This window comes from Oceanobacillus halotolerans (genome assembly GCF_010993955.1).
Classification (GTDB): Bacteria; Bacillota; Bacilli; order Bacillales; family Amphibacillaceae; genus Oceanibacillus_A; species Oceanibacillus_A halotolerans.
The window spans coordinates 303,325-320,518 of sequence record NZ_WIXL01000002.1; the positions used below are offsets into that span (position 1 = coordinate 303,325).

Here is a 17,194-nt window from a genome sequence, read left to right on the forward strand (position 1 = left end):
AATACTAAAAAAGTATATCATATAATATACGTATAATAGAGAGGTAAATGATGGGTAAAAACTTAAATATCTTGTATTACTGACATCAAAATAGTTGTTGCATTTCTGGCAGCTTTATCTAAAAATGTGTCAAAGGATACAGATGATTCTTTTCCAGCTATGTCAGACAGTGCTCGTATGACAACAAATGGTTTACCAAATTGATGACATACTTGTGCAACTGCAGCAGCTTCCATCTCTAATGCAATCATATTTGGAAACATCGATTGCACAAACTTTACTCGCTCTGGATTATCCATAAACGAATCCCCAGTTGCTACTAAGCCAGTTTTATAGGATACAGAGATTCCCTCCAATGCCTTTATCGTTTTCTTTATTAACTCCGGATCACCTTTGAAGGTTGCTGGCATTTGAGGTACTTGTCCATAAGCATAATTAAAAGCAGTAACATCCACATCATGATGAACAACTTCCGAAGAAATAACTATATCACCCACTTCAAGTTCTGGGTCATACCCGCCTGCTGAACCGGTATTGATTACATGCGACGGAGAAAAACGTTCATGCATAATAGTTGTTGCCATAGCTGCATTGACTTTTCCAATTCCTGATTTTAATAAGACAACATCTTTTCCAAGTAATTTCCCTCTTACAAATAGACAATTTGCAACTGTTCTTTCCTGCTTGTTTGTCATATTTTCGATAATAAGTTTAACTTCCTCATCCATTGCACCTATTATTCCTATTGTCATAATGGTTCCTCCAATTGGCTATTTCCTTAGTCTTTCTTATCATTTTCTATAAGAATTTCCACTCTAGTTGGTTTCCATCCTTGTTCATCTATCCATGATAAATAAACACGATATATTTCTGTTTCTTCAAGGTCAGAAACAGTTGCAATCACTTTTTGATCGCCACCATTTTCATATCGCCACTCAATCAGATTATCTTCCGTTAAGCCTGTTGCCATTAAAACAGCTTCACGCATTTCTTTCCAATCTTGTGATTCTTCATCAAATACAGTAGTATGTGGACCTTCTTGTTCGGTTCCTACTGGCTGCCAATTTCCAGTAAATGCATGTGAAACATTATCATCGTCCGTCTCAACTTCTTCTAACTCAACTTGTTCTTGATTTGAAACCGATTCATCATATTCTCTTTCATCATCATCTAAGGTATTTTCAGCCTCAGAAGATTCTTCACTGGATTCAACCTCAATGCTATTATTATCCTCGGATGACGACTCGTGATTTTCTTCCTCATTATATGTAGGGGAGTCATTCTGTGCTGTAGATGCTTCTTGGTCATTATCACCAAAAATCCATATTCCAACTAGCAGAAGAAGAAGTACGCTTCCTGTAACAAGAAAAATAGAGATAGATTTTGTATTTTTCCGACGCTTCTCAAATTTATTAACTCGACTATATCGATCAAAATTACTCATTTATCTCCCCTCCTATTTTCTATATCTACTTTATTAGCTAGTTTCTCTAAATATGCTAATAAATAAAAAGTGGGATAGTGCTGTAGAATATACGCTACTCTATCTGACAATCCCACCTAGTTTACACTATTCAACTTCTATAATTTTGACTTGAATATCCCCACCAGGTGTACTGACAGCAACCTCTTCACCAATTTCATGACCTAATAGACTCTTAGCCATTGGAGAATCATTCGATATTTTCCCTTCGAAAGGATCTGCTTCTGCACTACCAACAATAATATATGTTTCTTCTTCTCCGTCTGGTAATTCTTTGAAGGTTACGGATTTACCTAAGGAGACAATATTTGGATTTTCATCATCATTTTCAATAATAACCGCATTACGAATCATTTTTTCTACCTGTGCAATGCGTGATTCAACGAAAGCTTGTTCATCTTTTGCAGCGTCATACTCAGAATTCTCGGATAGATCTCCAAAACCTCTTGCAATTTTAATTCGTTCCACAACTTCTTGACGTCTTTCCGTTTTTAAGTAATGTAATTCCTCTTCTAGTTTCTCTTTTCCCTCTTGTGTCATATAATAACTTTTCTCTATAGCCATTCCTAATACACTCCTTTTTCCTCCGATAAAAAGTACAATGTAACATATTATTATGATCAAAACTTTATGTTATGCAAACTATAAAAATATACTAATCATTACTATGGCAGATTTAATTTAAATTTTCAATACTTTTCTATGAATTATTTTGTTGATTTTCCGATAAAATAGTTGAAATTTTAGATGCCATGATATCGATCGCAACATGATTTTGTCCACCTTCAGGTATGATAATGTCTGCATAGCGTTTTGTTGGTTCTACAAATTGAAGATGCATTGGACGAACACTATTTACATATTGATCAATTACCGAATCTAATGAACGACCTCGTTCTTTAATATCCCGTAATAGTCGACGGACAATTCGAATATCTGCATCTGTATCGACAAAAACCTTAATATCCATTAAATCAACAAGTCTTGGATCTTCTAATATTAATATGCCTTCTAAAATAATGACTTCTTTTGGTTCAACAGGGACAACTTTGTTTGATCGGGTATGAAGTTTATAATCATATACAGGCTTTTCAATCGACTTAAAATTTAATAGTTGATGTATATGCTCGATTAATAAATCATTATCAAATGCTAATGGATGGTCATAATTTGTTTGAAGTCTTTCTTCAAATGGTAAATCAGACTGATCTTTATAATAATAATCTTGTTCAATAACTAGAATTGTTTTATCCGAAAAACGTTGACATATTGATTGTGTCACAGTTGTTTTCCCACTGCCACTTCCACCAGCAACACCAATTACAACTGGTTTTCCTTGCATAAATCCTGTTCCTCCTTTGATTCATTCCTGGTGGTGATTGCTACTCCATCCCCAATTGGAACGATCGTTGTTTCGTAATTTGGCAATTGGATGAGCCATTCATTATAAGCTCTTATTGAGGTAGCCATTTTCTGATATCTTGGATGCTGTTTGAAAGGATCTGCAACATACCCTTTAAACAATACATTGTCTGATACAATCACACCATTTGGGGTGAGATAGTCATTTGCCAGCTTAAAGAATTGTTTATATTTCCCTTTTGCTGCATCTATAAAGATTAAGTCAAATAACTGATCTTGTGGTAACTCTTTTATCTTTTCCAATGCATCGCCTTTAATTACCTGTATAGTAGATTGTTTCTCAAGTAATTGTATATTTTGAAGTGCTTGCTGATAGCGATGTTCATCTCGTTCAATGGTAACAACAGATGTTTCTGGATATGCCTCCACCATTCGCAAGGCAGAATACCCGATTGCCGTTCCAATCTCTAATATTGATTTTGGTTTATGTACCTTGACCAATTGCATTAAGAAATGAATACTGACCGGATCCATAATTGGCACATTTTCTTCCATTGCTTGGTTTTCTAACTTGGTAACCCACTCTTTTTTAGGAGGTAATAAGTTTTTTAAATAGCTTTCTAATTCTTTTTCCATCTGTATACTCACCTTCAGTTAGTTTCCCATCTAATTGTGATGACAAATCCATGTAACAAAAACTAGAAGCGCCCTGATCACCCTCGATTAGAAAACTTGGATTGACCATTGGGCGAAAGCCTTAGTTGAACTTATGCAGTAAGAACGTTTTCTTTCTTATCTGCCAAGCTTAAGCCGAGCCTCGACGTGGCACTTTTTGCCTGTAATGTGGATTGACTTATGATCTCGAGGGGTAGGCACTGGCCGATGAAAACTCAGGCATCCTTATGTCTATCGGCACTAGGTCATCCTGTCCATCTCACTGGCTAAAATCGTCACGTCAAGCGCAACGCCAGTACTAGGATGTCAATCGCTCGGAGCTGGACGTTGTCTTTCCTATAAAAGGCAGCAATGAGGCCAACTTTTTTATACTATCTTATCTTGTAAAAAAACGGGAAATGTGAACATCATTCACACTTCCTATCTTAATCAATATATTGGCTTTTTAGCTGTTCGTGTTCGTCATCAGTTTCCGAATAGTGGATATTTCCTTCACTATCATGTAGGAAATATAAATAATCGGATTCTTCAGGATATAGAATTGCTTCTAAGGAGCTTTCAGCAAAATTCGATATTGGTCCGACTGGTAGTCCATCTATATAATACGTATTATATGGTGATTCTACTTCTAAATCCTTTAAATAAATTTTCTCCTTATGCTCCCCAAGTGCATATAATACTGTTGGATCTGTTTGTAATTTCATTCCTATATCCATTCGGTTATAAAAAACACCCGCAATTTGAGAACGCTGATCTTCTGTACTGGCTTCTTTTTCAACTAATGAAGCCATTGTAATTGCCTCGTGAATGGTTAAATCACTTGCTGTAATATCATCCAAATAAGAGGATAGGACAGATTCTGTTTTTGATAACATCGTCTCTATAATCGAATCGATACTGGGATTTTCCTCATATATACTATACGTCGCAGCAAACAAATATCCTTCTAGAGGCATTTTAATATCTATATTTAAAATCTCTTCCGTTAAAAATGATGGATATTGGTCCATTAACTGTTCGATATATTCTTCATCATTAACTCTCTCTAAAAATGCATCGGCTTCTATTGGTGTTGATTTTTCAAATATATCGGCGATTTGTTCCAATGTTTTCCCCTCAGGGACTGTAACAGTATAAATCGCTTCTTTTAGTACTGTTCCATTTTTTAACGATTCAATTATCTCATCTATTGTTAAAGATGGAGTAAACGTATATTCCCCCGCTTGAAAATCTGATTCATTCTTAAATTTCGTATAAAAGCGAAAGATAAGTGCATTATTAATAACTCCATTTTCCTCTAGGATTTCTGCAATATCCGAAGATGAGGAACCCATCGGTATTTCTACCTGTATCTCTTCATCACTATCTGGGTCAACTGGCTCCAACGAAGATTTTATAAACATATATGCTGAGATACCACCAATAACAAGTATAAGGACAAGAGCTAATATAATGATTGCAACAATTTTTCTTACCGTTTCGGCCTCTTGGCTACGAGTGATAAGATTTTCCTTATAATCACCTGTTTTTTTACGCTTGGTCATTCAGTATCCCCCTTTCACCCGGTACATTATACTAAAAATCGACAATATAATCCATCAAAATGTAAAAGAACATAGAAAAAATAGCTGATGTTAGTGATAAACAACATCAGCTATTTTAGATGATCTACTTTGCTTATTACTCCGTTTCTTCATTTGCCAATGTATTTAACATTTCTTCTACCATTTCCCATTCTTCATCTGATTCAATCGGAAACAAAGATAAGTCATCATCCTGTTCTTCCTTTTCTTCATAACGAAAGGCATACACCTCTACTTCTTCCGCTTCCTTTTGTTCAACAGGGACAACTGCAATATAGGATTGATTGGTTTCATCAACATCAAATGTAAATAATACTTCAAATAAATGTTCTTCACCATTTTCATCTGGAACAATAATTCGTTCTTTTTCTTCTAATGCCATTCCGACACTCCTTTACTTTTTTTGGTCTAAATAACCTTGTAAGATCATAACTGCTGCCATTTTATCAATCACTTTTTTTCGCTTTTTTCTACTGACATCAGCCTCTAATAAAACTCTTTCAGCAGCAATCGTGGATAACCGCTCATCCCATAAGATCGTAGGGATATGAAAGGTTTCCTCTACATGCTTGGCAAATTTTTGACATGCTTCACCACGTTCCCCGATGGTTCCATTCATATTTTTAGGTAACCCAATAACTGCTTTTGTAATATCATGTGTCGTAATAATCTCTTTTAACGCCTCATCTGCTGACTGGATATCTGTTTCATCCCAATAAATGGTCGTCAATCCTTGCGCTGTCCATCCTAATGCATCACTTATTGCGACACCAATTGTTTTTGAACCGACATCTAATCCGATTAGTTTCATTTATTGATCCTTTTGTTGTTCAAGATAGAATGTCACTAGTGCCTCAATCACTTCATCACGTTCTATTTTCCGAATTATATTACGCGCATCCCTATACCTTGGTATATAAGCTGGGTCACCGGATAATAAATATCCAACAATTTGATTAATTGGATTATATCCTTTTTCTTTTAGCGCATCATGGACCGTAAACAAGATTTCTTTGATATCCTGGTCAAATGGTTCTTCTGAAAAGTCGAATTTCATCGTTTTATCGATCGAGCTCATCGTGACACCTCTTCCATATTTTGCATTCTTCCTCTATTTTAACATGTTTATACAGTTTAATATATCTTTTTTTAAATGTTAAAGCTTACAGATTTTCTCTCACATAGGAAGTAGCGTAATTTAATGCTTCTTCTATTTTTTGTGGATCCTTTCCTCCAGCTTGTGCCATGTCAGGACGGCCACCACCGCCACCACCACAAAGTTGTGCTGCCTGTTTGATTAATTTACCTGCTTGAAGCCCTCGTTCTATTAAATCTTGGGAAACACCTGAAGCCAACTGAACTTTCCCATTATTTTCAGCTGCCAGTAGGATAACACCAGAATCTAACTTGTCTTTTAAATTGTCTACCATATTTCGTAGCTGATTCATATCTTTCACACTTACTTTTTGGGCCAATACTTGAACACCCTCAACAGTTTCTACCTTTTCTAATATAGATGCAGCTTCAGCATTTGATAATTTTGCGTTCAACGATTCATTTGCTTTTTGTAAGGCTTTTATTTCATCATATAATGCTTCTACTCTTTCTGGTACAGAAGTATCATTTGTTTTCAACATATTTGCCGTCGTCTGCAATAACTCCAGCTTGTCTTTCACATACATATAGGCTTGTTTACTTGTTACTGCTTCAATTCTTCTCGTACCTGCTCCAATACCTGATTCTGTTACAATTTTAAACATACCGATTTCCGCAGTGTTGTTCACATGATTACCGCCACAAAGCTCTAAACTAAAATCGCCAATCTTCACTACTCGAACAACATCTCCATATTTTTCTCCAAAAAGTGCCATTGCTCCCATTTGTTTAGCTTCTTCCAAGTTCTTATAATCTACAGTAGTGGATATGGACTCCCAAATTTTCTCATTTACAATTTGCTCTATTTCTTCAAGTTGTTCACCGGTTACGGCATCAAAATGAGAGAAATCAAAGCGTAAACGATCAGGTGCAACTAAAGACCCAGCCTGATTAACATGGTCGCCTAACACATCTTTTAGTGCTTGGTGTAATAAATGGGTTGCTGTATGATTTTTCATCGTTAGTGTACGCAATTGCTCATCAACTAGTACTTCCACTTCATCATTTATATGAAATGTACCTTCAACTACCTGAAGCTGGTGTACATGTTGTCCATTCGGTGACTTTTGAACATCCTTTACAAAGCCAGAAGCATGTTTTGTTTTTATCCATCCATGATCGGCAACTTGTCCTCCACTCTCTGCATAAAATGGAGTCTCAGCTAGTAGAACAGATACCTCTTCCCCTGTTTTTGCTGTCTCTAGCTGTTCTTTATCCCTAATAATATGAAGTAATGTTGTCGTCCCTTCCAACTTGTCATACCCTATAAACTTACTATCCACATCCAATTCACTAAAGATATCATCCTGTACTTGCATCGAGTCTACCTTTTGGCGGGCACTTCTAGCACGTTCTCTTTGTTGTGCCATCTCCTTTTCAAAACCTTCTTCATCAATCGAGAATCCTTTCTCATGTACATACTCCTCTGTTAACTCCTTAGGAAAGCCATACGTATCATATAGTCGAAATACTTCCTCTCCTGGAAAAACAGAACTACCTTTCTTTTCCTCTTTTTCCATTATCGATGATAAAATGGTAAGACCTTCGTTTAATGTCTCATGGAATCGCTCTTCTTCTGTCTTAATTACCTTTTGAATATACTCTGCTTTCTGATTAACTTCTGGATAGTAGTCTTTCATAATATCCCCTACTGCTGGAACGAGTTGGTACATAAATGGCTTTTCAATACCTAATTGTTTCGCAAATCGTACCGCACGGCGTAACAACCTTCTTAATACATAACCTCTACCTTCATTGGATGGTGTTGCACCATCACCAATTGCAAATGCGACAGTACGAATATGGTCGGCAATCACCTTAAAGGCTGTATCCATTTCTTCAGATTTTCCGTATGTCGTTTCTGCTATTGATGAAGTCTTTTCAATAATTGGCATAAATAAGTCTGTTTCAAAGTTTGTTGGCGTATCTTGAATGACAGATACTATACGTTCTAATCCCATACCAGTATCAATATTTTTCTTGGGTAGTGGGGTATACGTATCATCTGGATTATGATTAAATTGAGAAAATACTAAATTCCATATTTCTAAATAACGTGCATTTTCACCACCAGGATATAGTTCAGGGTCTTGAGGATCATTTCCATATTTTTCTCCTCTATCATAGAAAATTTCCGTATTTGGTCCACTTGGTCCTTCCCCAATATCCCAAAAGTTTTCCTCTAACCGAATAATACGATCTTTCGGTAACCTTATATCATGTAACCAAATATCATATGCTTCATCATCTTCAGGATGCACTGTTACAGACAAGCGTTCAGGATCGAATCCAATCCATTTATCACCAGTTAAGAATTCCCACGCCCACTCAATTGCTTCTTTTTTAAAGTAATCTCCAATTGAAAAGTTACCTAACATTTCAAAAAAAGTGTGATGTCTCGCTGTATATCCAACGTTTTCTATATCATTTGTCCGAATGGATTTCTGCGCATTTACGATACGGGGATTATCTGGAATCACTCGACCATCAAAATATTTTTTTAGTGTTGCTACCCCACTATTTATCCAAAGTAATGTTGGATCTTCCTTTGGTACAAGTGATGCACTAGGTTCTACTCGATGACCTTTTTCTTTAAAAAAGTCTAAAAATAATTGCCTCACTTCAGCTGATGTTAGTTGTTTCATACTATTTCCTCCCAATTTATACATATTAGTTTGATTTGTTTCTAATTTTTGTCTAGAACGAAAGTGCAAGTGCCCTGACCACCCCCGATTAGAAAACTAGGCTTTTCGCCAAGTTCTTATGGCGAAAGCCTTAGTTGCACTTATGCAGTAAGCATGTTTTATTTCTGATCTGCCAAGCATAAGCCAAGCCTCGACGTGGCGCTTTTTGCGCGTAATGTTGATTGACTTATGACCTCGACGGGGGGAGGCACTGGAGCTGAACGTGGCTGTTCCTGTTGTTCAGCTATCCACAGCTCTTTTTTTACACGTTAGGAAAGTATAAAATTTTAGCTAAGAAGTGGACTCAACGTTGCTAAAATTTTAATGTCCCAAGTATAAGAAAAACTAACGCATTCGCTAAAGGACGAGCGAATTCGAGTTTTTCTAATAATTTCCTAGACGATAAAAAAATCCCATCTCTGCACTAGCAGGGACGAGATTTGTTCGCGGTACCACCCTAATTATGAATAAGTTACATTATTCATCACCTTAATCATGGTAACGGCATGATACCGGCGGGGATTAACCGCACTCCAGTTTAGCTTTCCACGATGTCTCAATAGGATTTCTTACAGCCATTGGAAATCCCTCTCTGTAAAAGGCGTTTCGTGTACTCGGAACCTTCAGCATTTTAGCTTTATAAAAGTTACGAAAATATATCTAATTTTACCCGATATTATAGAAAGATTTTCAAAAAATGTCAATCCATCTGCCTTATTGTAAGGATATGCGATACAATTACCTTCATAATTGTTAATAATGGGACTGCCACTATCATTCCAATTACACCACCAATTTGTCCTCCTAAAAGAAGTGCAAATATAATCGCAATTGGATGGGTCTCTACACTTTTTCCAACAATATATGGGGATAGAAAGTTCCCTTCAACCAGTTGAATAACAAATATTACAATAATCGCAATGATCACGAGTTTTGTGGATACTGTCATCGTGATAGCGACAACTGGAATAGCACCGATGATGGGCCCGAAGTAGGGGATTATATTGGTTAAACCCATAACAACGCCTAACACAAGTGCATATGGGATTTGCAAAAAATAAAATGCAATAAACGAGATAACACCGACAAAAAAACTAACGAGTAATAACCCCCGAATATAACCACCTAGACTTTCATCTATTTTATGAACTAGGCTGCTTGTTTGAGATTGATATTTAGACGGTATCCATGTTTTTATATATTGTTTTATTTTCTGGTAGTCTTTTAGAAAATAAAATACTAATACGGGAATAACCGTTAATAGTACAATCATATCAAAAACTTTTGTTACTCCACCTACAATGTTTCCAATTATTTCATCGACACTAGCTTCTATATCATAAATTAATTGATCCATCTTATCATGAACCGTCTCAGGAAGAAAGGCTGTGTATTCATATAATTGATACACAAATCCCTTGTACATCTCCAGTAGTTCAGGTAATTGTTCATTCAAGTCATGTAATTGATGAACAATCGTCGGATATACACGATAGATTAAATAACTAATTCCTCCAAAGAACAATACATATATGAAAAGTATGGCTAAACTCCTGGGAATATTTAAACGTTGTATTTTAGTTACTATCGGATAGAGAAAATAAGCAATTAAACAAGAAATTAAAAAAGGTGCCATAAGGCTCCATATAAATGAAAAAAAAGCTCCATAGATTGGAGACAATTTAGCTACTAAATAAAGAAATAAAAATAAAAATATACCTAGAAGAATCCAATAAAGAAAAGTCAATGGTGTCTTTTTATCCATCATACGAACTCGCTCCTTAGCTGCCAATTTGATATCAGTTGCTTACTAAGAAGAGTCTACCATTGTACTTTCCTTTCATCTTCTGTGAATAAGTCGTTTAGTGAGCTTAAAGATCCATCCGATTCCACTTGGTGGAGCGTTAATTCATTATTAATGACTGCCATCTCTATAAAACAGTTCCAACAATAGTATTGTTCAGATCCAATTATTCCGATATCCTTACTATTACAATTCGGGCATTTTAGCATACATAAAGCTCCTTTATCGTCAAGTATCCATTATTATGCTATCCTAACCCGAATACAAGTAAAATATACATCGTTACAGAGTTGCATTGCGTATAATCTATATAATGCACAGTAACATTTAGCTAATATTACCGCTACGGAAAAACATTTCGCTTTCCGCGGACTCCCCACGAGCCTCCTCACTCGTAACCTCGTTGCGGGGTCTCTTAGGCTCGTTTTTCCGCAGGAGTCTCCATGTTTTTCCTCCGCTAAGTTGTATTGCCACATTTTTATCATTACTATTGACAATATAACAGTTGATCGAAGCGAATGATAGACATTGTCAATATTGCGTCTTTTTAATATAGAAAACTATTCGAAGCTGTGGAAAATGCGAGACTCCTACGGGAAAAGGAACAGTCTGAAGACCCCACAGCGAGTGCTTTTAATAGAAAAAGGTCTAGCGCCTTGGTCACCCCCGATTAGAAAACTTGGCTTGTCGCCAAGTGGTGAAAGCCTTAGTTGCACTTATGCAGTAATAAAACTTTTCTTATCTGCCAAGCTTAAGACGAGCCTCGGCGTGGCATTTTGTACCACAAAGAGGATTGACTTAAGACCTCGAGGGGGTAGATGCTAGACCTAGACAATGCTCGCGAGGAGGCTGAAGCGTTCCCCGTGGCAAAGAAGACACTGTGAAAACGACCAGAGAGAGTTTGAACAGATGTCGCGCTTGTGCCCATGGTGAAAGCGAGTGTTTTCCACAGCGAAAATTTAGCACTCACTTTATAAAGAATTAAGGAAGCCATACTAAACATTTACTGCGTATAATATATCAACTGTGCATTAACATTTATTAGGATAATGTACCAATCTGCTAGAAACAAACGATTACATAAAATCATATGGGGAGATATCTTCTTCCTCTTCTTCCGTAAAAGTCTCAGACGCATTTATCCTTTCTATTAGTTGTTCTTTCAATGATGTATACCGTTGATTTGTATCATAGGTTTGAATCCCTTGTAGAAAAGCTGAATGATCACCACAAATAATTAAGGATTGTTTACTTCTTGTAATAGCTGTATATAGCAAGTTTTTTCGCAGCATTCGACGATATGCTGGTAAAACAGGCATGACTACAATTGGGAATTCACTGCCCTGAGACTTATGAATCGAAATACAATAGGCATGCATAAAGTTTATATAGTCTTTACGCTCATAGACCACTTCTTTCCCATCATAAGAAATCACAATCTGTTCAACATGATCCGTATTTTCATCCTCTTCAAAAATGGCGACTACTTCCCCAATATCTCCATTAAACACACCATCTTCTGGTTGATTAACAAGCTGGATAACTTTATCCCCAATTCGATAGATGCTATCCTTTACCTTCACTTCCCGTTTTCTAGCATCTTTTGGATTCACTAATGCCTGAAGTTCCTTATTAATATTTGTAATTCCGGCCATGGAACGATACATTGGTGCTAGCACCTGAATGTCTTTTACATCAATTCCTCTTTCTACTGCTCGTTTCACTATTTTTGTTAACACCTCAACCATTTGAGAAGCATGGCAGGAAATAAAACTAAAATCTTTATCGTTTTGTAAAGATGTTGATGTGCATCGATCGTGTTTTATTTCATGTGCTAACTGAATAATTTTCGATCCTTCTTTTTGTCGATACACTTCTTGAAGACTAACAAATGGCAAAATATTACTGCTTAATAAATCGGATAAAACTTGGCCAGGACCAACTGATGGTAATTGATCTTCATCTCCCACTAATAGGACTTGCATTTCATCTGAAATCGCTTTAAAGAGACTATTGGCTAACCAAATGTCGACCATCGAAAATTCATCAACTATAATAAATTTTCCGGATAGTTGTTCCCGCTCATCCTTTTCGAACGTATTCTTTCCATCCCATCCTAAAAGACGGTGTATCGTGACAGCTGGTAATCCAGTTGATTCATTCAATCGTTTTGCAGCACGTCCTGTTGGTGCAGTTAAAATAAATGGGTAAGTGGATTCATCTTCATAATCTTTCGGATCCAGAGCAAGATCGTGAATGGCAGCATATGCTTGAAGAATCCCCTTAATGACGGTTGTTTTTCCTGTTCCAGGACCGCCTGTTACAATCATTACTTTGGAATGAAGTGCCTTTTGAATGGCTTCGAATTGATCTTTCCCGTAGCTAATTACTTCTTCTTCTTCTACTTCACCCGTAATTTTCATTAATTCTGCAATAGGTATTGTATCTTTCACAGGCTGGTTAATTAATCTTTGTAAATGGGAGACAAAACCATCTTCGGCGTAATAAAGGGATGGTAAATATATTTTTCGATGCTGAATGACGATTTTCTTTTCACTATTTAATTGTTCTAGTTGTTCGACAATTACTTCCTTTGGTAGTGATACACTATTTATTGTTAATAATTGAAGCATTCGTTGGATACATTCATCATAAGGCAAATAGACATGTCCATCCTGTATGCTATTTTGTAAAACATAGATACAGCCAGCCCCAATTCGTGTTGGATGTGTTGAGGAAATCCCATTTTGTCTTGCTATCTCATCTGCTGTTTGAAAGCCAAATCCTTCTATATCAAATACATATTGATAGGGATCTTGTTCTAATATTTCAATCGCATTTTCCTTGTACACTTTATAGATAGTTTGTGCCATTTTTAATCCGATTCCATACTTGGATAATGTTACGACTATATGCTCAAAACCTTGATTTTCTTGTAACATTTTTGTGAGTGATTGTGCCTTATCCTGCTTCAAGTTTGGTACTTCCTTTAACACATCTGGATCATTTAATATTTTAGATATTGCGTTTTCTCCTAAGATATCAACAATTCTTGTCGCTGTTTTTTTCCCAATACCGTAGAACAAATCACTCGATAAATATGCAATCAAACCATCTTTTGTATCTGGGATAAAGGTTTGGTACGTTTCTACTTTAAATTGCGTTCCAAATTTCGGATGCTCTTCAAAACTACCATAAAATTGATAAATGGTGCCTTCTTGTAAATTAGAAAAGTGTCCTTTAGCAACTATATCTTTTGCCTTATAATCTTCATTTGTGTCATGAATCTTAATTTTAGCAATAGAGAAATGCTCTTCTTCATTATGAAAAATGGTATAGATCAATTCCCCTTTTATATAACTCCGATCATTTGGTTGGTTTGATTGCAATTGTCGTTCCATCCCTTATCCCCACTATTCTATTCATTCATATGTTTCAATAGCTCTTCTACTTGTTTTTTACCATTTGCTGCTAACACATGGTCTGATTGTGCTTCAAGTGCAGCATCAAAATGTCTTAAACTTTCTTTTGGTTGATCTTGATATAGTGCAATAACACCTAAATTATAGTGTGCATCACTATGTTGATCGTTTAAAGATAGTACTTTATGAAAAATTGGTTCTGCCTCTGATATATGGTCACTTTGTGCAAGTGATAATCCATATTGAAATAACATTTCCTCATCATCTGGATTTAGCTCAGTGGCACGTAATAAGTAAGGGAGTGCTAACTTGTCATGTTCTTGTTTTTGAAATGTTATACCAAGCATATAGTAGACATCTGCTTCTTCTAACCCTAGTTCAATCGCTTTTTGATAATTCTCTTGTGCTTTCGGATATAATGACTGTTCAAAGTACAAATTTCCTAAACCGTAATAGGCTGTTGCTGCATGTGGATCTATTTCAATTGCTTTTTCAAAAAAACGTTGGGCGCGTTGATAGTCGTTTATATGAAGTAATAGGTTGCCAAAATTAATATATCCTACGGGCTGTTCAGGATTCTCTTCAATTTCCTCTGTAAACAACTTAGCCGCCTCTTCATAATTCTGTTCTTTCATTAAGTGAATCGCTTCTTTATTTTTATTCATTATCAACCACTCCTCTCTTTACATCAAAGAAAAGGATCTAGTTCTATCAACAATAACTGTCTTCAAGAACACGATCCTATTGTTTTTATCCTACATAATCAAGGGTTTTTTCATTTTTGATCACTTCATCAATAGTACCCCCACCTAGACATACTTCATCTTGATAGAAGACAACTGCCTGTCCTGGGGTAATCGCGCGTTGGGATTCATCAAACACTACTTTAACGCTTCCATCTTGCAATGGATAAACGGTGACACTACTATCTTTTTGACGATAGCGGAATTTTGCCGTACAAGTCAATTGCTCTTCTAAATTTTCAATATTAATCCAATTCATATCTGTTGCAATCAATGCATCAGAATATAAATGATCATTATAAAACCCTTGACCAACATATAAAATATTGTCTTCTAAATTTTTACCAACAACAAACCAAGGTTCTCCAGACCCACCAATTCCAAGACCTTGACGCTGTCCAATAGTATAGTACATAAGCCCATCATGTTGGCCCTTCACTTCACCAGTTAACGTTTGCATTTGACCAGGTTGGGCTGGTAAATATTCACTTAAAAACTCCTTGAAGTTTCGTTCTCCTATAAAACAGATACCTGTACTATCTTTTTTGGTTGCTGTAGCAAGATCATGTTGTTTAGCAATTTCCCGTACTTCTTTCTTTTCTAAATGACCTAATGGAAACATAACACGTGATAGTACATTTTCTGACAATTGATTTAGGAAGTAAGTTTGATCTTTATTATCATCAACACCACGCAGCATTTCATAACGGCCATCCTGATTTCTTACTTGAGCATAATGACCTGTTGCTAAATAATCTGCACCTAATTTCAATGCATGGTCTAAAAATGCTTTAAACTTAATTTCTTTATTACACATAACATCTGGATTAGGTGTTCGACCAGCCTTATATTCATCTAAGAAATACGTAAATACTTTATCCCAGTACTGTTTTTCAAAGTTCACTGCATAGTAAGGAATGTCTAATTGATTACAAACTCGTATCACATCTTCAAAATCCTCTGTTGCGGTACAAACACCAAATTCATCTGTATCATCCCAATTTTTCATGAAAATACCAACAACATCATAGCCTTGTTCTTTTAATAACAAGGCAGCTACAGATGAATCGACACCACCACTCATACCGACCACTACACGTGTATCTTCTTTTCTTTTCAATGAAATCACCTCTTTTAGGTTGTTAACCGTTTGACAATTTTTGCCACACGTTTAGCCGCTTCCTCTACATTTTCCATTGTGTTAACTAAACCGAAACTAAATCGGATCGAATTGGTTGTCCGGTCATCCTCTTCGCCAAACATCGCACTTAAAACATGTGATGGATCTATTGAGCCTGCTGTGCATGCACTACCACTAGAAGCTGCTATTCCATCTAAATCAAAATTGGTAAGTAATGCTTCCACATTTGTACCTGGAAAACTAATATTGACAATGGTTGGAACAGCATTTTCTTGATCACCATTTAGTTGGAAATGAACACCAAACTCACTTAAAACAGATAAGAAATGTTCTTTATATTGCTTATACTGATGTTCTCTGTCTTGTCTGTGGTTCATAGCTAGTTCAACAGCTTTTTGAAAACCGACTGCGCTTACAACATTTTCAGTGCCTGGTCTACGTTTTCGCTCCTGCTCACCACCATATTGTAAGGCTTGTAAGCTAATTCCTTCCCTAGCATATAAAAATCCGATTCCTTTTGGTCCATTTATTTTATGGGATGATGCTGTCAAAAGATCAAGCCCTAAATTATCAACATGGATATCAATGGAACCGTATGCTTGGACTGCATCAGAATGAAAATGGGCTTGATGATCTTTTAACAATTCGCCAATTTCTTTTATTGGTTGGATGACACCTGTTTCATTATTGACATACATGATAGAAACTAGAATGGTATCATCTGTTAACACATCTACTAGATCTTGAACAAGAACTTTACCATCTGTTCCAACAGGTAAATAGGTCACTTGAAAGCCTAATTTCTCTAAATAATTTGCAGTATGAAGTGTTGCATGATGTTCTTGAGAAGTTGTAATAATATGATTTCCTTTTGCTTTATTGGACATTGCTGTTCCAATTAACGCTAAGTTATCTGCTTCCGTTCCACCACTTGTGAAAATAATTTCCTTTTCCCGAGCATGAATACTCTTGGCGATTACTTGTCTAGCACCATCTAAGTGTTGTCTTGCTTTACGTCCATATGAGTGTACACTAGATGGATTACCAAATACATCATTATAAATAGGATACATTGCATCGACAACATCTTTATGCACTGGTGTTGTTGCGGCATGATCCAAGTAAATTGTTTCCATTTGGTT

16 protein-coding genes and 1 other annotated feature are annotated in these 17,194 nt (G+C 36.1%); all 16 genes read right to left on the bottom strand.

Annotation, left to right across the window (positions count from 1 at the left end):
- Nucleotides 1–62: 62 nt before the first annotated feature.
- Nucleotides 63–752 (bottom strand): 5'-methylthioadenosine/S-adenosylhomocysteine nucleosidase, encoded by a 690-nt coding sequence (mtnN, locus tag GHC26_RS04530; RefSeq protein ID WP_163970077.1) that lies wholly within the window; start codon nt 750–752, stop codon nt 63–65.
- 26 nt (nt 753–778) lie between these two features.
- Complete coding sequence (locus tag GHC26_RS04535) at nt 779–1,444, bottom strand: YrrS family protein (RefSeq protein WP_163970078.1); 666 nt, start codon at nt 1,442–1,444, stop codon at nt 779–781.
- A gap of 126 nt (nt 1,445–1,570) precedes the next feature.
- The gene (gene greA, locus GHC26_RS04540; RefSeq protein ID WP_163970079.1) at nt 1,571–2,047 is read right to left on the bottom strand and encodes a transcription elongation factor GreA; all 477 of its coding nucleotides are present in this window, start codon (nt 2,045–2,047) and stop codon (nt 1,571–1,573) included.
- Nucleotides 2,048–2,183: 136 nt separating this feature from the next.
- Nucleotides 2,184–2,825, bottom strand: a complete 642-nt coding sequence (udk, locus tag GHC26_RS04545; RefSeq protein ID WP_163970080.1) for a uridine kinase — start codon at nt 2,823–2,825, stop codon at nt 2,184–2,186.
- Nucleotides 2,804–3,481: an O-methyltransferase gene (locus tag GHC26_RS04550; RefSeq protein WP_163970081.1), complete on the bottom strand. Its 678-nt coding sequence runs from the start codon at nt 3,479–3,481 to the stop codon at nt 2,804–2,806. The genes udk and GHC26_RS04550 overlap by 22 nt, the downstream gene beginning before the upstream one ends.
- Nucleotides 3,482–3,945: 464 nt before the next feature.
- Nucleotides 3,946–5,064, bottom strand: coding sequence for an endolytic transglycosylase MltG (mltG, locus tag GHC26_RS04555; RefSeq protein ID WP_163970082.1), 1,119 nt, complete (start codon nt 5,062–5,064; stop codon nt 3,946–3,948).
- A gap of 136 nt (nt 5,065–5,200) precedes the next feature.
- The gene (locus GHC26_RS04560; protein WP_163970083.1) at nt 5,201–5,485 is read right to left on the bottom strand and encodes a DUF1292 domain-containing protein; all 285 of its coding nucleotides are present in this window, start codon (nt 5,483–5,485) and stop codon (nt 5,201–5,203) included.
- Between the two features lie 12 nt (nt 5,486–5,497).
- Nucleotides 5,498–5,914, bottom strand: coding sequence for a Holliday junction resolvase RuvX (ruvX, locus tag GHC26_RS04565; RefSeq protein WP_163970084.1), 417 nt, complete (start codon nt 5,912–5,914; stop codon nt 5,498–5,500).
- Entirely contained in the window at nt 5,915–6,181 is a 267-nt protein-coding gene (locus GHC26_RS04570) for an IreB family regulatory phosphoprotein (RefSeq protein WP_163970085.1), read from the bottom strand.
- A gap of 85 nt (nt 6,182–6,266) precedes the next feature.
- Nucleotides 6,267–8,903: an alanine--tRNA ligase gene (gene alaS, locus GHC26_RS04575; RefSeq protein ID WP_163970086.1), complete on the bottom strand. Its 2,637-nt coding sequence runs from the start codon at nt 8,901–8,903 to the stop codon at nt 6,267–6,269.
- 465 nt (nt 8,904–9,368) lie between these two features.
- Nucleotides 9,369–9,578, bottom strand: a binding site (T-box leader).
- 64 nt (nt 9,579–9,642) lie between these two features.
- A complete protein-coding gene (locus tag GHC26_RS04580; RefSeq protein WP_163970087.1) occupies nt 9,643–10,710 on the bottom strand; it encodes an AI-2E family transporter in 1,068 nt (355 codons plus the stop codon).
- 53 nt (nt 10,711–10,763) lie between these two features.
- Nucleotides 10,764–10,955, bottom strand: coding sequence for a hypothetical protein (locus tag GHC26_RS04585; protein WP_163970088.1), 192 nt, complete (start codon nt 10,953–10,955; stop codon nt 10,764–10,766).
- A gap of 867 nt (nt 10,956–11,822) precedes the next feature.
- Complete coding sequence (gene recD2 / locus GHC26_RS04590) at nt 11,823–14,147, bottom strand: SF1B family DNA helicase RecD2 (RefSeq protein ID WP_163970089.1); 2,325 nt, start codon at nt 14,145–14,147, stop codon at nt 11,823–11,825.
- Between the two features lie 17 nt (nt 14,148–14,164).
- Nucleotides 14,165–14,833, bottom strand: coding sequence for a tetratricopeptide repeat protein (locus tag GHC26_RS04595; RefSeq protein WP_163970090.1), 669 nt, complete (start codon nt 14,831–14,833; stop codon nt 14,165–14,167).
- An 85-nt stretch (nt 14,834–14,918) separates the two neighbouring features.
- Nucleotides 14,919–16,031, bottom strand: a complete 1,113-nt coding sequence (gene mnmA / locus GHC26_RS04600) for a tRNA 2-thiouridine(34) synthase MnmA (RefSeq protein ID WP_163970091.1) — start codon at nt 16,029–16,031, stop codon at nt 14,919–14,921.
- 14 nt (nt 16,032–16,045) lie between these two features.
- Entirely contained in the window at nt 16,046–17,188 is a 1,143-nt protein-coding gene (locus GHC26_RS04605) for a cysteine desulfurase family protein (RefSeq protein ID WP_163970092.1), read from the bottom strand.
- Between the last annotated feature and the right edge of the window lie 6 nt (nt 17,189–17,194).